Origin of the sequence: Mesorhizobium sp. M4B.F.Ca.ET.143.01.1.1, from assembly GCF_004792275.1 — a bacterium.
Taxonomy (GTDB): domain Bacteria; phylum Pseudomonadota; class Alphaproteobacteria; order Rhizobiales; family Rhizobiaceae; genus Mesorhizobium; species Mesorhizobium abyssinicae.
On the sequence record NZ_SRSR01000007.1, the window covers coordinates 91,648 to 111,847 of the forward strand.

The 20,200-nt window shown below is 62.7% G+C and carries 15 protein-coding genes and 1 tRNA gene; 2 read left to right on the top strand and 14 right to left on the bottom strand.

What is annotated here, in order from left to right; all coding sequences use genetic code 11:
- Positions 1–345: 345 nt before the first annotated feature.
- From EN786_RS18745 to EN786_RS18785, 9 genes are all read right to left on the bottom strand, one after another.
- Positions 346–1,257, bottom strand: coding sequence for an ABC transporter permease (locus tag EN786_RS18745; RefSeq protein WP_127286753.1), 912 nt, complete (start codon positions 1,255–1,257; stop codon positions 346–348).
- The gene (locus tag EN786_RS18750) at positions 1,254–2,354 is read right to left on the bottom strand and encodes an ABC transporter permease (RefSeq protein WP_127286752.1); all 1,101 of its coding nucleotides are present in this window, start codon (positions 2,352–2,354) and stop codon (positions 1,254–1,256) included. Before EN786_RS18750 ends, EN786_RS18745 begins: the two co-directional genes overlap by 4 nt.
- Positions 2,351–3,874: an ABC transporter ATP-binding protein gene (locus EN786_RS18755; protein WP_127311198.1), complete on the bottom strand. Its 1,524-nt coding sequence runs from the start codon at positions 3,872–3,874 to the stop codon at positions 2,351–2,353. The genes EN786_RS18750 and EN786_RS18755 overlap by 4 nt, the downstream gene beginning before the upstream one ends.
- Before the next feature lie 2 nt (positions 3,875–3,876).
- Positions 3,877–4,971: a BMP family ABC transporter substrate-binding protein gene (locus tag EN786_RS18760; RefSeq protein WP_189340614.1), complete on the bottom strand. Its 1,095-nt coding sequence runs from the start codon at positions 4,969–4,971 to the stop codon at positions 3,877–3,879.
- A gap of 26 nt (positions 4,972–4,997) precedes the next feature.
- Positions 4,998–6,377, bottom strand: a complete 1,380-nt coding sequence (locus tag EN786_RS18765; protein ID WP_127285429.1) for an amidohydrolase — start codon at positions 6,375–6,377, stop codon at positions 4,998–5,000.
- A gap of 1 nt (position 6,378) precedes the next feature.
- On the bottom strand, positions 6,379–7,038 hold the full coding sequence (locus EN786_RS18770; RefSeq protein ID WP_127285430.1) for a glutathione S-transferase family protein: 660 nt from the start codon (positions 7,036–7,038) through the stop codon (positions 6,379–6,381).
- Complete coding sequence (locus EN786_RS18775) at positions 7,035–7,880, bottom strand: aromatic ring-hydroxylating dioxygenase subunit alpha (RefSeq protein WP_127285431.1); 846 nt, start codon at positions 7,878–7,880, stop codon at positions 7,035–7,037. The genes EN786_RS18770 and EN786_RS18775 overlap by 4 nt, the downstream gene beginning before the upstream one ends.
- Positions 7,877–8,527 (bottom strand): Rieske 2Fe-2S domain-containing protein, encoded by a 651-nt coding sequence (locus EN786_RS18780; RefSeq protein WP_127311443.1) that lies wholly within the window; start codon positions 8,525–8,527, stop codon positions 7,877–7,879. Before EN786_RS18780 ends, EN786_RS18775 begins: the two co-directional genes overlap by 4 nt.
- 149 nt (positions 8,528–8,676) lie before the next feature.
- Entirely contained in the window at positions 8,677–8,958 is a 282-nt protein-coding gene (locus tag EN786_RS18785; protein ID WP_245478411.1) for an acylphosphatase, read from the bottom strand.
- A 314-nt stretch (positions 8,959–9,272) separates the two neighbouring features.
- Between EN786_RS18785 and EN786_RS18790 the strand changes: the two genes are divergently transcribed.
- On the top strand, positions 9,273–9,497 hold the full coding sequence (locus EN786_RS18790; protein WP_127285434.1) for a hypothetical protein: 225 nt from the start codon (positions 9,273–9,275) through the stop codon (positions 9,495–9,497).
- Positions 9,498–9,816: 319 nt separating this feature from the next.
- Here the strand turns inward: EN786_RS18790 and EN786_RS18795 are convergent, their stop codons facing one another.
- From EN786_RS18795 to EN786_RS18805, 3 genes are all read right to left on the bottom strand, one after another.
- Positions 9,817–10,827, bottom strand: a complete 1,011-nt coding sequence (locus EN786_RS18795; protein WP_127285435.1) for a GlxA family transcriptional regulator — start codon at positions 10,825–10,827, stop codon at positions 9,817–9,819.
- Between the two features lie 199 nt (positions 10,828–11,026).
- Positions 11,027–13,087 carry a response regulator gene (locus tag EN786_RS18800; protein ID WP_135908718.1) on the bottom strand — a complete coding sequence of 687 codons (2,061 nt, stop codon included), beginning with the start codon at positions 13,085–13,087 and terminating at the stop codon, positions 11,027–11,029.
- A 10-nt stretch (positions 13,088–13,097) separates the two neighbouring features.
- Positions 13,098–18,584 carry a HAMP domain-containing protein gene (locus EN786_RS18805; RefSeq protein WP_245478212.1) on the bottom strand — a complete coding sequence of 1,829 codons (5,487 nt, stop codon included), beginning with the start codon at positions 18,582–18,584 and terminating at the stop codon, positions 13,098–13,100.
- Here EN786_RS18805 and EN786_RS38685 point away from each other — a divergent pair, their 5' ends adjacent.
- Entirely contained in the window at positions 18,585–18,764 is a 180-nt protein-coding gene (locus tag EN786_RS38685) for a hypothetical protein (RefSeq protein ID WP_245478213.1), read from the top strand.
- A gap of 534 nt (positions 18,765–19,298) precedes the next feature.
- On the opposite strand, the gene EN786_RS18810 is transcribed toward EN786_RS38685, so the two are convergent.
- Positions 19,299–19,375 (bottom strand) — tRNA-His (locus EN786_RS18810).
- Between the two features lie 347 nt (positions 19,376–19,722).
- Positions 19,723–20,181, bottom strand: coding sequence for a phasin (locus EN786_RS18815; protein ID WP_127286863.1), 459 nt, complete (start codon positions 20,179–20,181; stop codon positions 19,723–19,725).
- Between the last annotated feature and the right edge of the window lie 19 nt (positions 20,182–20,200).

Genomic DNA, 20,200 nt, shown 5'->3' on the forward strand with positions numbered 1-20,200 from the left:
TGAGGATGATGGTGGAGGTGGCTGGGATACCCAGCATCATGCTATTGTTTCTATTTTGCTTTTCCGGTTTTCAGACCGATTTGCATCACAATAGGTGTCAGCACATTCGCAGCGCCGTCGACCGCCCAATACCCGGGGCGCGTCGCCGAAGCCGCCGGTATATAGTGATATCCTCATGCGATGTCGACTCTCCTGGTTGCGGTGCTTCTTTCCGCCGCAATGAGGGGTCTGCCGGGGGCTGTCGGCGGCGTGGCAGGCCGGCAGCCCCGAACTGGCACCCGACCATCGGCGTTGCCGTTTCGCCGGGGCAGATGGCATTGGCCGCATTGCGGCGCATCCGTGGTGCTAGCGCTCGAAAGGCTCTCCCAGCGAAGCAACGCCGTTGAGCTTGAGCAGCCGCCGGTTCGACGAGATGATGCCAAGCACGATGACTGTCACGAGATAGGGCAGGCTCGACAGAAGTTGCGAGGAAACGCCCAGCCCGGTCGCCTGCGCCGCCAGACTTGCCAGGGACACGGCGCCGAAGAGACACGCGCCGAGAAAGATACGGCTGGTGAGCCAGGTGCCGAAGACGACCAGCGCAATCGCAATCCAGCCGCGCCCGGCGATCATGCCATCGGCCCACAGCGGCGTGTAGACCACGGCTGCGTAGGCGCCGGCAAAACCCGCCAGCACGCCGCCGAAGGCGACGGCGGCGAAGCGCACGGCGATCACCGGATAGCCGAGCGCATGCGCCGCCTTGGGGTTCTCGCCGACGGCGCGGACGACGAGACCGGTCTTGGTGTAGGCGAACGTCGCCCAGATGGCGACGGTCGCGGCAAGCGAAAGCCACACGACAATGTCCTGGGCGAACAGGCCGCCGACGACCGGGATATCCGACAGCCAGGGCAATGACAGCTTCGGCAGCCCCCTGACCGTGAGGCTCTCATAGCTCTTGCCGAACAGCGCCGAGAGGCCCTGGCCGAGTATGCCTATGGCGAGGCCGACCGCGACCTGGTTGGCGCGGAATCCCAGCGCGATGACGGCAAAGACAAGGGAGAGCGCAGCGCTGGCAAGGCCGGCGGCGAGGAATCCGAGCAGATGCCCGCCGCCCTGATAGACGACGATGAAAGCAATCACGGCGCCGAGGGCCATCAGTCCCTCGACGCCGAGATTGAGGACGCCGGCCCGCTCGGCCACCAGTTCGCCGAGCGCCGCCAGAAGGAACGGCGTGGCTGCCGCCAGCATCCCGGCGACGATGAACTCAACGGCGTTCATGAGGTGCTTCCGTGGGCGGCATGGCGCCAGACGAGCCGGTAGCGGACGAAGGCGATGGCGACGAGATAGGCAAGCAGCAGGCTGCCCTGGAAGACCCGGACCGCTGCGACCGGCAGATTTGCCGAGACCATTGCATTATCGCCACCGATATAGAGGGCCGCCATCAGCAGCGCGGAAAAGACGATGCCGACCGGGTGAAGGCCACCGAGATAGGCGACGATGATGGCGGCGTAGCCGTAACCGGTAGAGATGGAGCGCTGCAACTGACCAAGCGGCCCGGCCACCTCGGCCGCTCCGGCGAGGCCTGCAGCGAAACCACCGATGAGCAGCGAAAGCCAGATCGCGCGCCCTTCGTTGAAGCCGGCGTATCCGGCCGCGTGCGGCGCGAGGCCGCCGACCTGCAGCTTGTAGCCAGCGAAACTCCTCTGCATGAAGACCCAGGCCGCGAGGGAGAATGCGAAGGCGACAAGCAGCGAGACGTTGACCCGGGTGCCGGGGATCAGGATCGGCACCATCGCGTCATACTGGAACATCACCGATTGCGGGAAGTTGAAGCCGGCCGGATCCTTCCAGGGGCCGAGAAGCAGATAGTTGAGCAATTGCGCGGCGACGAGCGCCAGCATGAGCGACACCAGAATCTCGTTTGCATTGAGCCTGACGCGCCAGAAGGCGGTGAGCGATGCCCACAGCGCGCCGCCCAGCGCGCCGATGACGAGCATGGAGGGCCATATCCACTGGCCCGTCGCGGCTGGAAACCAGATTGGGATGGCCGATGCGAAGATCGCGCCGAGGATGAACTGGCCCTCGGCTCCGATGTTGAAGACCTTTGCGCGAAAGCCGATGGCAAGCCCCTGCGCGATGAGCAGGAGCGGCCCGGTCTTGAGCAGGACTTCCGAGAACGAGGCCCAGGACAGGAAGGGTTCAAGAAGCATCGCGTGGAAAACGGCTACGGGATCGCGGCCCATCAGCACGTAGAGCCCGAGATTGAGGAGCGTCGCCAGGCCGAGCGCCACGGGCGGGGCGACCAGCTTGACGGTAAGCGAGGCATGCTCCCGGCGAACCAGAACGGGAAGGAACGGCCTGGAGGAAGCGATCATGCAGGGACTTTCCTGGCCGTCAAATGGGCGCCGATCATGTAGCGGCCGATCTCCTCGGGTCTGGTGTCGCGCGTCACCAGCGGCGGGCTCAGCCGGCCCTGATGGATCACCTGGATCGAATCGCAGAGTTCGAACAGCTCCTCCAGTTCCTCCGAGATGACGAGGATGCCCACGCCTTCGTTGCGCAGGGCGACAAGGCGCCGGCGGATGGCGGCGGCCGCGCCGATATCCACGCCCCAGGTCGGCTGCGCCACGAACAGCAATTTCGGCGACAGCATGATCTCGCGGCCGACGATGAACTTCTGCAGATTGCCGCCCGAGAGCGCGCCGGCCTCCGCTTCGGAACCGGGCGTGCGCACGTCGTATTGGCGGATGCAGTCGTCGGTGAAAGCCTTCGCCCGCGGCGTGTCGACGAGGCCGCGCTTGAGCAGGCCGAACGGATGGGCGGTCAGAAGGCTGTTGAGGACAAGGGACATTTCGGGCACCGCGCCGCGGCCGAGCCGTTCCTCCGGAACGAAAGCCAAGCCCAGCCGGCGCCGGGCCGCCGCATCGAGCGCGCCGACATCCTTTCCCATCATGAAGATACGGTCGGACTTTTCGCGCGGCAGCACCGTCTCGCCCGAGATCAGCGCTGCGAGTTCGCTCTGCCCGTTGCCCGATATGCCCGCGATGCCGAGGATCTCGCCGGCCCGCACCGTCAGGCTGACGTCGGAAAGCGGCACCGCGAAGGGATCGTCCGGCCGATGGTCGAGGCCGACGATCTCGAGGCACTTGTCGCCGCCGGAATGCGCGACCGCCGGCATGGGCTGCGGCATGTCGCGGCCGATCATCATGCGGGCGAGGTCGTGCGCGTCGTGGTCGCGCGGGTCCACATTGCCGGTGACGCGCCCGCCGCGCAGGATGGTCGCACGGTCGCAGACCGCGCGGATCTCCTCCAGCTTGTGCGAGATGAAGAGGATGGAAACGCCGCCGTCGCGCAGCCGCCGCAAGGTCTCGAACAGCCTGTCAACCGATTGCGGCGGCAGGACGGAGGTCGGTTCGTCGAGGATCAGAAGCTGGGGTTCGGTCATCAGGCAGCGGATGATCTCCACCCGCTGCCGCTCGCCGACCGAGAGCGCGTGCACATGGGCGAGCGGATCGACTTGAAGTCCGAAGTCGCGGCCGAGCGCGCGGATGCGTTGCGCCAGATCCGATTTGCTTGCGGGCACGACCAGGCGGATGTTTTCCACCACCGTCAGTGTCTCGAACAAGGAGAAATGCTGGAAGACCATGCCGATCCCCTTGCGCCTCGCATCCGCGGGGGAAGCGAGGGCCAGGGGTTCGCCTTTCCAGATCACCGTTCCAGCGTCGGGCTGCTCGACGCCGTAGATCAGCTTCATCAGGGTCGACTTGCCCGCTCCGTTTTCGCCAAGGATCGCGTGGATCGAGCGCGGAGCCACGTCCAGATCGATGTCTCGATTGGCATGGATCTGGCCGTAGCTCTTGGAGATGCCGCGCAGCGACAGGAGCGGGACGGTCATGGTCACTTGGGCAGCGGCGTGGTGACACCCTTGACGTGCCAGTCCATGGCCACGATCTCGGCCTCGGTCATCGTCTTGCCGGCGGGGACGCCCTCGCTCCCATCGGCCTTGGCGATCGGACCGGCAAAGGGCGAGAAGCTGCCGGCGGCGATCTTGGCTTCGACCTCCTTGATCCTGGTCATCATGTCGGCCGGGATGCCCGGGTTCCAGTCGACAACCTCGACAACCTTGTCGCCGACACCCAGGAAAGCGTTGGCGCCCTTGAAGTTGCCGGCGATGTGGGCGTCGACGGAGGCCTTGAAGAAGGGCGACCAGTCGGTCGCAACACAGCCGAGATAGGTTTTTGGCGCGTATTTCTTCATCGACGAGTTGAGATTGAAGGCGGGGACGCCGGCCTCCTCGCAGGCCGAAATGACCGAGGGCGTGTCCTGCGCGTTGGAGAAGATCACGTCGCATTTCTGCGCCAGCAGCGCCTTGGCGGCCTCCTGCTCCTTGGCCGGATCGAACCAGGAGTTCACCCATACGACCGAAACCTCGACATCGGGCTTCACCGCCTGCGCTCCGAGCGTGAACGCGTTGATCGAAGTGATCAGCTCGGGAATGGCGAAGGCGGAAACCGAGCCGAGCTTGCCGGTCTTCGAAAGCGCGGCTGCCGCCATGCCCATCAGGTAGGTGCCCTGGGAATATTGGGCCGCGAAGGGCGAGAAGTTCGGCGCCACCTGGAAACCGGAGGCATGCAGAACGGTGACGTCCGGATTGCGGCGCGCGATCTGCAGGGCGCCGTTCTGGTAGCCGAAGGAGCCGGCGATCAGGAACTTGTTCCCGTCGGCGATCGCCTTGTTCATGATCCGGTCGGCGTCGGGTCCTTCCTGTATGTTCTCGATGATGGTCACCTTCACCTTGTCGCCATAGGCCGCCTTCACCGGCTCGAGCCCGTCGGCAAGCGCCCGGCCCCAGCCGACATCGCCGACCGGCGACGGGACCACCAGCACGATGCCCAGAGGTTCGTCGGCTGCAAGCGCCCGGCCGCCCAGCGTTGCGGCCAGCCCGGTGGCGGCCGCGCCCTTCATCAATGTTCTGCGGGTAAGATTTGTCAGCATGTCGGTTCCCCTTGTTTTGGTTGCTAGAATTCCACCGTGGCGAGCGCCGCCTCGGCTTGCGCGAAAAGCCGGGCCTCGTCGAGCCCCGGGAATTCGCCCTTGGCCCAGACGATGCGGCCGTTGATCATGGTCATGTCGGTGGGCGCGCCGATGCCGACCTTGGCCAGCAGGCTCAGCGGATCGTGCCTGGTGCCGACATAGTCCATGCGCCGCGTGTCGATGGCGAAAAGGTCGGCGGCCATGCCGGGCGCCAGCCTGCCGATGTCGCGGCGCCCGAGCAGCGCCGCGCCCCCGGTCGTCGCATAGCCGAGAAAATCGGCCGGCGGCGGAACCGGATGGCGCCGTGTCGATGCCGCCAGGCATTGCAGCATGTAGGCGGAATGGATGCAGTGCATCAGGTTGGAATTGTCGTTCGAGGCGGCACCGTCGCAGCCCAGCCCCACATTGAGCCCGAAGGCCGACATCGCCGGGATGTCGGTAATCTCGGCGCCGACGAGATAGACCGGCTCCGGGCAGTGCGCGACGCCGGTGCCGCTCGCGGCCATCTTGCGCAGCTCGTCGTGGGTCAGTTCCCAGCAATGGGCATAGAAGGCATCCGGCCCGCAGAAGCCGATCTCGGTGCAATAGTCCACCGTGCGCATGCCGTGACGGGCTTCGATGACCGGGCTTTCGCCCTCGCCGACATGGGTATGCATGCGCACCCCGCGGTCGCGCGCCAGCGCCACCGATTCCACGAAGGTCTCGCGATAGCAGTTGACCGGCTGGCAGGGCGCGACGACGAGCTGGCGCATGCTGAAAGGACCGGCGTCATGATAGGCGTCGATCAGCCGGGCACAGTCGGCGATGAACTCGTCCGTCGTTTCCAGCATGGCGTCGGGGATGGTCGAGCCTTGCGATTTCGGCAGCGTGTTGCCGCCGCGTCCGGCATGGAAGCGCATGCCGAGGAGTTCGGCGGCCTCGAACTGCCGGTCGATCAGCCGTTTGCCGGCATGCCGCGGAAAACAATACTGATGGTCGAATGCCGTCGTGCAGCCGTGCTTTATCAACTCGGCCATCGCGGTCACCGATGCGTGGTAGAAGCATTCCTCGGTCAGCCGCGAGAAAACGGGATAGATGCGGTCGAGCCATTCGATGACCGACAGCTTCGTCCAGTCCAGATCGGCGCGGTTGCGGACGAAACACTGGAAGAAGTGGTGATGGGTGTTGACGAGGCCGGGATAGACGAACCAGCCGGCGGCGTCGCGCGCGACGGTCCCGGCGGGCAGCTCCGCCTTGTCGAGGCCCTCGCCGATGGCCCGTATCGCCGGGCCATCGGTCAGGACATCGACATTGCGCCGGACGTCAGGGCCGTTGCCCTCGTCGACGATGACTGCAGCGCAGTTCTTCAGCAAATAGCCAGCCACGTCAGGCCTCGCCGACTTCTGGGACGGGCTCGGGTTTCAACTCGTGCAGCCGGTGGATGCCCGGCATCTCGATGAAGCCATCGATGGCGCGGATCGCCCGCGACCAGAGCCGGATCGCGGGATAGGGATCGAGCGAAACGCCGCCGTCCGGCGCGAGCGCCACATAAGGAAAGCAGGCGATGTCGGCGATCGTCGGCCGGTCGGATGCAAGGAAGCGCTGGCCGCGGATCTGCTGTTCGACAAGGCCAGCCTCCAGCTCCCGCAGGGCCGCTGTCCCCTGCCCTTGGAGGACAGCAATATTGCCCGGACGCAGCAGCATCTCGTGCAGGCGCGCGGCCCCCAGGCTGGCGGTCAGCCGGTGCGAGAAGGAAAGCCATTGCTGGACGCGCGCCGCCTGCCCGGCCGTATCGTTGCCCAGCCATTGCGGCGCCGCCTTGGCGGCGAGGTAGACCAGCATGGCCGAGGATTCGGTCAGGACGAGATCGCCATCTTCCAGGATCGGGATCGAACCCGCCGGGTTCAGCGCCATGAGCTCAGGACCGCGATGCTCGACACCGGGATGGAAGTCGACAGGGCGGATGTCGAGCGTCACCCCGGTCAGCGCAGCCATGAGGCGCACCTTGTAGCAGCTCGGCGAAAGCACGTAGTCGAAGAGCTTCATTGCGCCACCAGTTGCGCGCCGTAGGTGTAGCCATGACGTTTCAGCCAGCGCCGGTAGGCAACCGAGGTGAGGTCCGCTCGCGTCGGGATCTCCATGCCGGGATCCAGCGGCAGCAGCCCCGGAATCTGGTTTTCGAGGATCGACCGGTCCTGGACGAAGATCGTCTGCTGGAAATGGATCAGGTCCGTCATCGGCGTTTCGTCGTCGAACAGCGCCATCCATGGCCAGACGTCGCACAGGTCCTCGGCAAGCGGCTGCACGAAAAGCGTGATGACGTCCCATTCACCCGGGCGCGGCGGGCATGTCTTGTAGAGGATCGAGCAGGTCGGCGCGGGCACGCGATACATGTATTCGGTTGTTATGCCGCCTTCCGCCGACTTGGCGGCCTGTGGCTGATAGAACTTCACCTGGGTCGCCCAAACCTCGTCTTCGTCCTCCCGGATCTCGACCTTGTAGTTCTGCACCTCGGTGTGCGGTTCGGCCCCCAATATGTCGGTGTGCACGAACGGAAAATGCGCGATGTCGAGGAAGTTCTCGACCGCGCGCAGCGGCGAGCAGCGCACACGCACCACCCCGACATCGACGAGCCGGCGGCCCGGCTGATCGGCCTCGGGGATCGCAAACAGCGGCTTTTGCGGGTCGCCGAGCGACGACCAGACATGGCCGTAGCGGATGCAGGCCGGCAGGGCACGTCCGTTGGCGCCGGTGACCTTCGCGTTCCCATCTTCGCCGCGCCCCACCTCGATCGGCTCGCCCATGAGGGCCGTCTTGCGCCCGTGCGCATCAAGCTGGCCGGCAATGCCGACCGGATACCATTCGTCGATCATCGCGTTGCGGGTCATCGGGCGATCCCACCGTGCGCAATATCCTCGGCCGCCCGCCGCAGCGCCTCGGCGGCTCTCGATGCGGCGATACGCTCGGCCTGACTGCTGCCCTCGGCCACCAGAACATGCACCAGCGTCCGCGCTTGCCCTTGCGGAGCAAGCAGCAGGCGGATGGTCGGGGCATTCCCGGCGTAGTCGAGCAGGTCTCCGTCGGCCTTGGTGCCCGCGACCGCCTCCAGCGCCGCGATGTCCGCTTCCACCATCATCGAGCGCAGCGGAGCAAGGCCCTCGAACCGGGGCGGCCCGGCGGCGGGCTCGCCTACGGAAATCCATATGATGCCGCCGCCATCCTCGACGGGCTGCGTCGCGACACGGATCGTGTCCGGTGGCGTCAGTGCCGGATGGGCCGGAATGCGCAGGCAGTTTCCCGCCTGGGCATAGCCCCAGCCGTGGTAGATGCAGGACAGGGTCTCACCGCGCACGAAGCCATGGGAAAGCCGCATGCCGCGATGCGGGCATCTGTCGGCGAAGGCCGCCGCACGGCCGGAACGGCTTCGCCAAAGGGCAACCGGTCCGGCTGGGGATTGCGCCGGCATTACGGTTCCCGCCGGCAGGTCCGCGGAGAGGGCAACAGGCATCCATGAGCCGGTCGGATAGGGCGGCATGCATCAACTTTCAAACGACACCAGCATCTTCCCGAGCGCGGCTTCGCGGTCAAGGACATGCTAATAAGCCCGGTTACGTTTGCACAACATTTCCTCACTGGCAATAATGCCTAAAAAAGGTGCACGCCGCTTCGCAAGCGGCTGCAAACCTAGCCCGATTCGCTCTCGATCGGCGCCCGGCGGATGGCCTCGACCCAGACATCGATTGGTCCAAGGGAGCACCCCATCTCCATCATGTCGATGAGTTCGGCCGGACCGGCAATGTCGAGTTCGATCCGGTCGGGACCGGCAGCGCATATTGCCTGCGCGAGCCCGAGCTTGGCGGCATGACGCTCGATCCACGGAACAAAGGATGCCGCCTCGACATCGCCGAGGATCGTCATGCGCTCCCGCGAAGAACGTGGATTTTGCTCGCCCATCGAGACCTTCATGCTTCGTCCGCGACCGTCGCGGCGGGACAGGATACGACTGTTTCGACTGCTGCACAAAAGATACCGGAAGAAGTTTCCGAAAGGACGGGTTCGCAAGCGTTGCCAGGCAATTTGCGGCTGCAGGAGGCTTCCAGGCGGGAAAGCTAGTGCTCCTGCCGGGCGCCCATCAAACGACCTGACGATCCTAGCCAACGGTACCACCGGCTTCCCGGTTAAACGCGCCCCGCATTGTGACAAGCTGTCGCGCGCCGTGTCGGAACCAATCCAATCGGCACTGGTTTCGATCTTGAAGGGACCGCAACGCGAGCGGAAAGATGGTTGAAATTTACAGCTTGGAAATGGACAAGGCGAGGCAGCGTGCCGGCCGAGCGGAACTGGCCTTGGAACGGGCGGAAGAACTCCTGGATGGTGACGGCAACGTTGCCGTCAATTTGGCCCTGTGCTGCAGGATCAGAGGCGCGCAGCGGCGCGTGAGCGAGGCCAAGGCACGGCTGAGGAAGATTGAGTCCGCCAGAACGGAAAGACTTCGCACCGGTTGACCGAATCCTCCCTGGATTAGCAAATGTAACTGCGGGCGCGGCGGCGGGCGTGGTAGATTGGGATGTGCTGGAGTTCTCCTGGGAGGAGTCGTCCTTGAGTATCGCATCCAAGCTCGCCGCAATGTCGGCGGGGCTGCTCGCCAGGCGTGTAGCCGCCGCTCAACCCACTGCTGCCGTCAAACCCATCCGGTCGTCGCTCGCCGACGTTCCCCTCCGGCGCCAGCCTCTTCCGTTCAAGCCACGACCGCCGATCCGACCTTGCAGCAACATGTGACCTGACGCCGTCACTCGCCGCACTGCTGCGCCTGGTGGCACGAGTCTATCTATCGACAAGGCTCGTGCCGCCGGCAACTGCCGATCTCAATTTGCTCGGCGGCATTCCAAATGTCTCCCGGAAAACCCTGGAGAAATGCGACGCGTTCTCGAAGCCGACTTCGATGGCGATGTCGAGCATCGGCACGCTGGTCTCGAGGAGAAGCTGCTTTGCCCGCTCGAGGCGCACCTTCTTGTAGACGAGCGCCGGGGAGGTTTTCGTGTTCTCCATGAACAAGCGTTCCAGCTGCCTTCGCGACAATCCAACCGATGCCGCGATCTCGGATATCGAGATTGTATTCTCGATATGGTTTTCCATCGCAATCAGCGCCGCCTGAAGCCGCGGATCGTTGCATTCGATCGAGAGCGGCCGGCGCGGCTGGATGTGCAAGGCCGGGCGCGCCTTGTCGATCTGCAGGACCTCGAGCGCGTTTCTCTCGGCGCGTTCGCTGATGTGACGCCTCACGATCGATGCGGCCATGTCCGCCGCGCTGCTGCCGCCGGCGCACGATCCCCTGGTCCGATCGAGGTTGAAGATGCGGTCCGACCTGACTTCGTGATCCGGGAAACGCTGGCGGAATGCCTGGTAGTGCAGCCAGCTGACGCAGGTCCGGTGGAACTTCATCAGGCCGGCGTCCGCAAGCACGAAGGTCCCCGTGCAGACACCGATCAACGGCACTTTGCTGGCGGCTGCCTTCTTGAGATAGCGGACCGTCTCGTCGTCGACCGGGAACTCGGTGTTCAACAGCCCGCCGACGATGACGATATAGTCGAACAGATTTGGGTCCACGAGATCCGATGTCGGCGCGACCTGCACGCCGCAGCTGGAGGTGATCAGGTGCCGAGTGCTGGCCAGAACCTGCCAATCGGCAAAAATGCGGCCCGACCGGTCCGCCTCGTCACTGGCCAGACGCAGCGTATCGACGAACAGGGCGAAGGCTGAAAGGGTGAACGAACGCGCGAGCACAAAGCCGATTTTCAGTCGGCTCACCTCGGCAATTCCGTTCGCGGATTTCATCGATCGTTTCCTTCGCTTCGGCCAGTTGCGGCTTCCAGCCTCGTCGCCAGCGTTGCTATCCTACCTGCAAAACTGTGGCCATGATGCTGGCGGAAAAGTCGCACTGATGCTCCATGAACGACATGACGACCTCAGGCTGAAGCGAGCGGACCCCAACCGGTGTGGTGCACGCACCATAGCTGTGGACGCTGGCTTGCTATCAGCTGATCGCGTAGGCAGCGTTGACGCGCAGGATGTTCTCTATGAGGTCCTTTTCGCGAAAGGGCTTGTTGACCAATGGAACATCCGGAGGACGGTTTGCGATAGCGTCGGCGTCGGCGTATCCCGTTATCATCACCGCTGGCCAATTCGAGCGCAGGTTGCGCGCAAAGCGAATTACCTCGACGCCCGACACGAGAGGCATGGCGAAATCCGTGACAATGACGTCGAAGTCGTGGGGTGTCCGTTCGATAATCGCCAGTGCTTCGGCACCACCTGCAGCACAGGTGACTGCGAAGCCGCGTTGCCGAAGAGATTCTGCTGTCAGTTGCCGCAGGCTGCTGCTGTCGTCGATCAAAAGCAGGGACGGAAGCGCCTTTTCAGCCTCGCCCATCACCGGCTCCGCGTCGAACTCGGCCGCATTATCTGCCGGCAACTCTGCCGAACGAGGCAACCAAAGCTCCATCGATGTCCCGCGGCCGACGGCGCTGATAATGCGGAGTGAACCACCGGATTGCTTCATGAAGCCGTCGACGGTGCTGAGGCCCAAGCCGGTCCCCTTGCCGAGCGGTTTTGTGGTGAAAAAGGGTTCGACGACCCTTGCCAGAACATCCGGGGGGATGCCTGCGCCGGTGTCCTTGACCGTAAGGACGACGTAGTCTCCCGCTGTCAAATCTTCCGATGCTGCTGTGATCGTCCGGTTCTGTGCGTGCACTGTAATTGTTCCCCCGGAGGCCATGGCATCGCGCGCATTGAAAACCAGGTTCATCAAAGCCAGCTCCAGTTGGCCGACGTCGACATGAGCGGGCCAAACTGAGTTGTCGACCATCCATTCAAACCGGATCAAGCCTCCCAGTACCGGTGCCACCAGCCCGTTCATCGTGTCCCCCAGCGCCGCAAGACGGACCGCGGCAGGCCTCAGGTTCTGTCGCCGTGAAAAGGCGAGCATGCGCGTGACAAGCTCAGCGCCTTGTTTGGCGGAGCGGCGGGTCAATTCAACGATCTGCTTCCCCTGATTGTCGAGCGTGGCATGCCGCTCGAGCAGACCTAGCCCGCTTAGAATCGCAGCGAGCAGGTTGTTGAAGTCGTGGGCCAGCCCTCCGGTGAGTTTTCCAATCGCGTCCAGGCGCTGAGTTTTCAGGAGTTGATTTTCGAGCTCACGGCGCTCTGTTATGTCGAGCAAGGTGCCAAGGATTTCGGGACGGCGCCCGTCGGCACCTTTCGACACGACGCCCTGGTCCAGAAAGATGCGATATTTGCCGTCGGCGCACTGCCAGCGGAACTCGCATGTGTAGGAGCCTGTTGCTTTTGCCGCCAGCAATGCTTCCCGCACTTTGGGCAAATCGTCCGGGTGCACCCGGCTCAGGCCAAAACGTGGATCGGATGTCAGTCGCTCGGGAGGAAATCCCGTCAGACGTTCGACACCTTTGGTGACAAAACGAGCTGCAAAAGGCGGCTCGGCGGCCCTCGCGTGAAAGCAGACGGGCAATGATCCAAGAATGGCTTCCTGTCGCTCCTCCGCGGTGCGGAGCGATCGCTCGGCTTCAAGCTTCTGTTTTTCGGCCTGCAGGGCCTTCGCCAGCAGCGCCTGCTCGGCAATGGCATTTCGCTGGATTTCGAGCGTCTTCTCGTGAAGCTCGACAAATACGGCCACTTTGGATCGCAGCATGACCGGGTCGAATGGCTTGAACACATAGTCTACCGCGCCGGCGTCGTAACCGCGCAGCATATGAGCGTCTTCCTTGTTGATGGCCGTGAGGAAGATGAGAGGCGTTCGCTTGGACTGCTCGCGTTGGCGGATCAGCGCGGCTGTTTCATAACCGTCGAGACCCGGCATCAGAACGTCCAGCAGGATGACGGCGAAATCCTCCTTCAACAGGCAGCGCAGCGCCTCTTCACCGGATTGCACCGTGACGACCTCCGCCAGCGGAGAGAGGAGTTCGTCAATCGCCAACAGATTTCGTTCGTCATCGTCGACGGCGAGGATGCGTGCTTTGGCAGGGCTGTCGGTCGGCTGCACGATTTCCATTTTTTTCGAACGGATAGGCGACAGCTTTTGCATCGGGCACCTGTCAGTTCACGGACATGAGCAGATTTTGCGAGGTCTCGACCCTCGCTCTGGAACGACCGATCCAGACCCGGAGCAACGCCATGAGAAGGTCGAGATCGACGGGCTTTGCTATATAGTCGGACGCGCCGGCTTCCAGGCACTTCTGCCGATCGCCTTTCATTGCCTTTGCCGTCACCGATATCAGTGGAATGTGAGCTATGGCGGGCGTATTGCGGATTCTCCTCATCGTCTCGTAGCCGTCCATCTCGGGCATCATGATATCGATCAAGGCTGCGTCGACGTCGGAGTTCTCCTCCAGCAACGCTATCCCGTCTCGGCCCCGCTCGGCATGGAGAACTTCGATGTCGTAGGTCTCGAGAACGCTCGTCAGCGAGTAGATGTTTCGGATATCGTCATCGACGATCAGCACTTTTGCGCCAGCGATGTTTGACCTGTTCTCAGCTTGCCCGGGCCCTGCCCCATTGTCCTCGCGCAATCCTCCTGGGAGTGTTGCCGATATGTGGAGAGCCAACTGAGCAAAATTCTCGGCCCGCGGGACATCGATCCAAGCCGGATTGAGCGCCAGCACCTGTTCGATGGCGTCGGAGTGAGGGGCAAAGAACAGAAGCGGCGGCAGCCCGTCTGAAAGCTGGTTGGTAAGCTCATCGAGCGCCTGGGCGTTGTCCTTGGCAGACCTTCCAAGACCGAGAACCACGGCATCGTACGCGGCCAGGTCAATGTCATCTGCAGTCGCCGCGCGACCGATTGCAGTGACCGAGGTGACCCCATCCCGGATGGTTTCGACCAGCGAAAGGCGACGCTCCGGATCGGCGTCTGCGACAAGCACCCGGCGCTGGACACGAAGCTTTCTCGAATGAATATCCTGAAACACCTTCATCAGTTCGTCGGACGACACGGGCTTGGTGGAAATGCTCGATGCGCCCTTGGTGGCCAGGCCTTCGATGTCGTCCGCGCCAGAGATCACATGGATAGGAATGCCGGTGGTCTTCGGATCATGGCGCAGCAGGTCAAAGAGCACCCATCCATCGATGTCCGCCAGCCCGAGATCCAGCGTGATCGCGTCCGGAACCAGCTTGCGGGCCAAGGCCAAGGTTCCGGACCCGGCAGTCGACAGGACACCTTTCAGCCCGGCCGATCGTGCCAGGCCCAGCAGCAGGCCGCCGAAGGTCGGATCATCCTCAACGATCAAAACCACCCTGTCTTCCGCCGAAATGGCGTCGCGGTCGTCCATCAATTCCGCAGACGGCAGACCGGTGGGCGCTGCGGTCGTGGCAATCGCTTCGGTGGCCGGAAGCAATTCCGGCTGCGTCGCGGCCGTAGTCCTTGGACCGTCGATCGGAATGACGAGCGTGAAGGTCGATCCTTTGCCCGGAGTGCTTTCAACCCTGAGTTCACCGCCAAGCAGACGGGCGATCTCACGGCTGATCGAGAGCCCCAGACCGGTTCCTCCGTACTTGCGGCTGGTCGTACCGTCCGCCTGCTGGAAAGCCTCGAAAATCAGTTTCTGCTTGTCTTCCGGAATGCCGATGCCGGTGTCGGTCACCGCAATGGCCAGGGCCCTGGCGGACTGTCTGGCGCCGTTGCGGCGTGCAGTTTTCTCGAGCCGGAAATTCAGGCTGACTTGACCTCCGGACGTGAACTTGAAGGCATTTGACAGCAGGTTGAGGACGATCTGCTGCAGGCGTTTTTCGTCGGTACGCACGGTCTCGGGAAGAGCCGGGTCGACCTTTATGGCAAAGCCAAGTCCCTTGTCGGCGGCGAGCTGGCGGAACGTGCGTTCCATATGCTGGCGCAGATGCGCGACCGGCATGTCATTGATGTCGATCGAGACCGTACCCGACTCGATCTTCGACAAATCGAGGATATCGTTGATGAGACTGAGAAGGTCCGTGCCGGCCGAATTTATGGTGCGCGCAAACTCCACCTGCTTGTCGTTGAGGTTGCCTTGCTGGTTGGTGGCGAGCAGGTTGGAAAGGATCAGCAGCGAATTGAGCGGCGTTCTGAGCTCATGGCTCATGTTGGCAAGGAACTCGGACTTGTACTTTGAAGTGAGCGCAAGCTGCTCAGCCTTCTCCTCAAGCGCCCGCCGTGCCATCTCGATCTCGAGATTCTTGTTTTCGACCTGCTTCTTCTCGTTCTCCAGAAGCTGAGCCTTTTCCTGAAGCTCCTCGTTCGTGGCGTGCAGTTCCTCCTGCTTTTTAGTCAGTTCGGTCTGGCGGGCCTGCAATTCGGACGTCAGCAGCTGCGATTGCTTGAGCAGGCCCTCGGTCCGCATCGTCGCCGCTATGGTGTTGAGAACGATGCCGACGGACTCCATCAGCTGATTGAGAAACGATTGGTGCGTGTCGCGGAACTCGCCGAATGATGCGAGTTCGATGACGGCCTTGACCTCGTCTTCGAACAGAGCCGGCAGAATGATGACGTTGGCCGGCGAGGAGCTGCCCAGTCCGGAGGTGACCCGCAGAAAGTCCGGCGGCACATTGTCGAGCATGATCGCACGCTTGTCTGCGGCACTTTGGCCGACGAGCCCTTCCCGAAGATCGAGCCGTTGCTTGATGGCTGCCTTGCTCTCGGCGCCGTACGACGCCGCCAGCTCCAGATAGGACTCATCTTCGTCGCGGTTGGTCACATAGAACACGCCGTATTGAGCGTTCACCAGCGGGGCGAGTTCGGACATGATCAATCGCGAAACCGTGGCGAGGTCGCGCTCGCCCTGGAGCATCCGGGAGAAGCGAGCCAGATTGGTCTTCAGCCAGTCCTGCTCTGCGTTCTTCAGCGTCTGATCCTTGAGGTTGCGGATCATCTCATTGATGTTGTCCTTGAGCGCCGCGACTTCGCCCGAGGCCTCGACACTGATCGAGCGGGTCAGATCGCCCTTTGTCACGGCGGTCGAGACTTCTGCGATGGCGCGCACCTGGGTGGTCAGATTGGCGGCCAGCTGATTGACATTGTCCGTCAGGTCGCGCCAGAGACCGGCTGCACCAGGCACCCGCGCCTGCCCTCCGAGCTTGCCCTCGATGCCCACTTCGCGCGCGACGTTGGTCACCTGGTCGGCGAAGGTGGCGAGGGTCTCGATCATGCCGTTGATGGTGTCCGCGAGGGAGGCGATTTCGCCCTTCGCATCGACCGTCAGCTTGCGCTTTAGATTGCCCTGAGCCACTGCCGTCACGACGTCGGCGATGCCACGCACCTGGTTTGTCAGATTGGTCGCCATCAGGTTGACGTTGTCGGTCAGATCCTTCCAGGTGCCTGCTACGCCTCGCACCTCGGCCTGGCCGCCGAGCTTGCCTTCCGTGCCGACCTCGCGCGCGACGCGCGTCACCTCGCCTGCGAAAGAGTTCAATTGGTCGACCATGGTGTTGATGGTCGACTTGAGCTCGAGGATTTCGCCCTTCACGTCGACGGTGATCTTCTTGGAGAGGTCGCCTCGCGCGACCGCCGTCGTCACCTCGGCGATGTTGCGCACCTGGCCGGTAAGGTTCTCGGCCATCGAGTTCACATTGTCGGTGAGATCCTTCCACGTTCCGGCGACCCCTCGCACCTGAGCCTGACCACCGAGCTTTCCTTCGGTGCCGACTTCGCGCGCCACGCGCGTCACCTCGCCTGCGAAGGAATTCAGCTGGTCGACCATGGTGTTGATGGTCGACTTGAGTTCGAGGATTTCACCCTTCACGTCGACGGTGATCTTCTTGGAAAGGTCGCCCAGCGCCACGGCCGTCGTCACGTCGGCGATGTTGCGCACCTGGCCGGTCAGATTGGCAGCCATGGCGTTCACATTGTCGGTCAAGTCTTTCCAGGTGCCGGCCACGCCTCGAACCTGCGCCTGGCCGCCGAGCTTGCCGTCCGAACCGACCTCGCGCGCCACGCGCGTCACTTCCGAGGCGAACGAGTTCAGCTGATCAACCATGGTGTTGATCACGTCCTTGATCTGCAGAATTTCTCCCAATGCATCGACGGTGATCTTCTGCGTCAGGTCGCCGGTGGCGATTGCGGTTGCCACCTTGGAAACGTCGCGCAATTGCACGGTCAGATTTCCGGCCATGGCGTTGACGTTGTCTGTCAGGTCTTTCCACGTGCCGCCGACGCCTTCCACGTGGGCCTGGCCGCCAAGCTTGCCTTCCGATCCGACCTCGCGAGCCACGCGTGTCACCTCGGACGCAAAGGAATTCAGCTGGTCGACCATCGTATTGACGGTATCCTTGAGCTCGAGGATTTCGCCCTTGACGTCGACGGTGATCTTTTTGGAAAGGTCGCCTCGGGCGACGGCCGTGGTCACCTCTGCGATGTTTCGAACCTGGCCCGTCAGGTTGGCCGCCATCAGGTTGACGTTGTCAGTCAGGTCCTTCCAGGTGCCGGCGACGCCTTTCACCTCGGCCTGGCCGCCGAGCTTGCCTTCCGTGCCGACCTCGCGCGCCACGCGCGTCACTTCCGACGCGAACGAATTCAGCTGATCGACCATCGTGTTGATGGTGTCCTTGAGTTCGAGAATCTCGCCCTGCACGGCGACAGTGATCTTTTTCGACAGATCGCCAGAGGCAACCGCAGTCGTGACTTCCGCGATATTGCGCACCTGACCGGTCAAGTTCTCGGCCATCGAGTTGACATTGTCGGTCAGATCTTTCCACGTGCCGGCAACGCCGCGCACTTGGGCCTGGCCGCCGAGCTTGCCCTCAGTGCCGACTTCACGCGCGACACGCGTGACCTCCGAAGCAAAGGAGTTCAACTGATCGACCATCGTGTTGATGGTGTTCTTGAGCTCGAGGATTTCGCCCTTCACGTCGACGGTGATCTTCTTCGAGAGATCCCCCAGAGCCACTGCCGTGGTCACTTCGGCGATGTTGCGGACCTGGCCGGTCAGGTTTTCCGCCATGGAGTTGACGTTGTCCGTCAGGTCCTTCCAGGTGCCGCCGACGCCTTCGACACGGGCCTGGCCTCCGAGCTTGCCTTCGGTGCCGACCTCGCGCGCCACGCGCGTCACTTCCGATGCGAAGGAATTAAGCTGATCGACCATCGTGTTGATGGTGTTCTTGAGCTCGAGGATCTCGCCCTTCACGTCGACGGTGATCTTCTTCGACAAGTCGCCTGAAGCAACCGCGGTGGTCACTTCGGCGATGTTGCGCACCTGACCCGTGAGGTTGGTGGCCATGGCGTTGACGTTGTCGGTCAGATCCTTCCACGTGCCGGCAACGCCCTTCACCCGCGCCTGTCCGCCAAGCTTTCCCTCCGTGCCAACCTCTCGCGCGACGCGGGTCACCTCGGAGGCAAAGGAAGCCAGCTGTCCCACCATTGTGTTGACGATCTTGCCTATGCGCAGGAACTCGCCGCGCAGCGGTCGGCCATCGATTTCGACCATCATCGTTTGGGACAGATCGCCTTTTGCCACCGCGCCAATGACGCGAGCCACTTCCGCGGTCGGTTGGACCATGTCTTCGATGAGGTCGTTGACCGACCTGACACTCGATTCCCAGCTACCGGTGGCATTGCGCACGTGGCCCCGCTCGCCGATCCTTCCGTCCTTGCCGACGACCCTGCTCAGTCGCTCAAATTCCTTCGTGACCTGATCGTTCAGTTCAACGATCTGGTTGAAGGCATCGGCGATATCGGAATCGATACCTTCATAGACGTTGTCGATCCGGACGGAAAAGTCGCCTCGCCTGAAGGCTTTTAACGAATTGAGAATTTGACGACGGTCGAGTTGCGCTCTTGATGCCTGCACGCTCACAGTGCCACTCCCAGCCCAGCGGTTTTGTGAAGGAACTTATGCCGATGAAATCCCCACCCCTTGCGGCGACGTACAATCCACCGCAAGGCTAAAAACGTGGAATAAGACAATTGGTTCCGAGGAGAATTTCGCGCAGATGCCGCGGCGTTCGACAGGTCGGTGCAGATGGTTCGACAGATGCCTGCTTGGGCCGAACAGTCGCTGACCGAATCGGGGAAGGCAGAGCGGGCAGTCCAGTCTGGACGGTTCAGGCGAAGCGCAAGCCATCCCCCTGGCGCGTCTTCGCCGCCGCTCTCCGCATGGATTTCTGAGCGGCCTTTCGCCAGAAAGGTTCTGCACCAGGTGTGAAACGTGTCTTCGGTAGAAGGAGAGCGGAGGCTCAGGAGGGCCGGAAGGATTCTTCCATCGAATGCCATAAGTCGGCGTGGCCAAGTTCGCTTGGCCTATGAAATTATCAGCAATAACAGATGCTTAAGCCGATGGTACCGTTGGCTGGGATCGAACCAGCGACCTCCGGATCCACAATCCGGCGCTCTAACCAGCTGAGCTACAACGGCACGTCTGCCTGAGCGGGATGGAGGTGAAGCTCTGCTCCCCGGATCCGCTCTGTCGTTCGGCGATGCGTCCAATACGGGCTATCGGAGTCTAATTCAAGGCCTTTGATGAGGCAAAGGCCGGTTCTTCAAACCGACGCTGGGTTTCGCCAGGCAAAAGAAAAGGCCGGCGGGAGGAGGTGCCGGCCTTTTCCTGTTACGAGCCAGCGGGAGGAGGTGCTGGCTGGTCACCCCGGAGAGCAGAGGGAGGAGGTTCCGCCCACCGGGTATTCACTTGGACAACTCTATCGCACATCTATTTGTCTGACGAAATGCGACGTTTTGATGCATCGATGAGTCGTGCGTCTTTATCAGGCGGCCTTGATGTCCTTCAGGGCCTTCTCGAAAGCGGTCTTGATCGGCTTGGCGACGTCCTCGGCAGCCTTGGACGCGACGGCCTGGAATTCCTTGGCCTGCTCGACGGCCAGCTCGGCACGCTTGCGCAGGAAGGAGGTCTGCAGCTCGACGACTTCCGACAGCGACTTGGCGCCGATCAGGGCTTCGAGATGCGAGAAGCCGGCGTCGGCATTGGCGCGCAGCGCGGCAATGGTCTTGAGCGACAGGTCGCCGGAAACGGTCTTGGCGGTCTCGAAGGTCGACTCCAGAACCTTCTGGGTCTCCTCGGCGCCGGTCTTCAGCTTGGTGTAGGCTTCCTTCGACTGCTCGACGCCCTTCTCGGCGAAAGCGCGGATCTGGTCGGTGGCCTTGGAAGCGTCAAAGCTCGGGAATTCGATGTTTTCGATCGTCTCTGAAGTTTTGGTCTTGGACATTTTCCATCCTTTTCGCGGG

What these genes read in the sequence shown, in the direction of transcription:
- EN786_RS18790 (WP_127285434.1), top strand. Translation starts at nt 9,273, where the DNA reads ATGGTTGAAATTTACAGCTTGGAAATGGACAAGGCGAGGCAGCGTGCC.
- EN786_RS18815 (WP_127286863.1), bottom strand. Translation starts at nt 20,181, where the DNA reads ATGTCCAAGACCAAAACTTCAGAGACGATCGAAAACATCGAATTCCCG.
- EN786_RS18775 (WP_127285431.1), bottom strand. Translation starts at nt 7,880, where the DNA reads ATGACCCGCAACGCGATGATCGACGAATGGTATCCGGTCGGCATTGCC.
- EN786_RS18745 (WP_127286753.1), bottom strand. Translation starts at nt 1,257, where the DNA reads ATGAACGCCGTTGAGTTCATCGTCGCCGGGATGCTGGCGGCAGCCACG.
- EN786_RS18800 (WP_135908718.1), bottom strand. Translation starts at nt 13,087, where the DNA reads ATGCAAAAGCTGTCGCCTATCCGTTCGAAAAAAATGGAAATCGTGCAG.
- EN786_RS18785 (WP_245478411.1), bottom strand. Translation starts at nt 8,958, where the DNA reads ATGAAGGTCTCGATGGGCGAGCAAAATCCACGTTCTTCGCGGGAGCGC.
- EN786_RS18770 (WP_127285430.1), bottom strand. Translation starts at nt 7,038, where the DNA reads ATGAAGCTCTTCGACTACGTGCTTTCGCCGAGCTGCTACAAGGTGCGC.
- EN786_RS18750 (WP_127286752.1), bottom strand. Translation starts at nt 2,354, where the DNA reads ATGATCGCTTCCTCCAGGCCGTTCCTTCCCGTTCTGGTTCGCCGGGAG.
- EN786_RS18795 (WP_127285435.1), bottom strand. Translation starts at nt 10,827, where the DNA reads ATGAAATCCGCGAACGGAATTGCCGAGGTGAGCCGACTGAAAATCGGC.
- EN786_RS18755 (WP_127311198.1), bottom strand. Translation starts at nt 3,874, where the DNA reads ATGACCGTCCCGCTCCTGTCGCTGCGCGGCATCTCCAAGAGCTACGGC.
- EN786_RS18780 (WP_127311443.1), bottom strand. Translation starts at nt 8,527, where the DNA reads ATGCCGCCCTATCCGACCGGCTCATGGATGCCTGTTGCCCTCTCCGCG.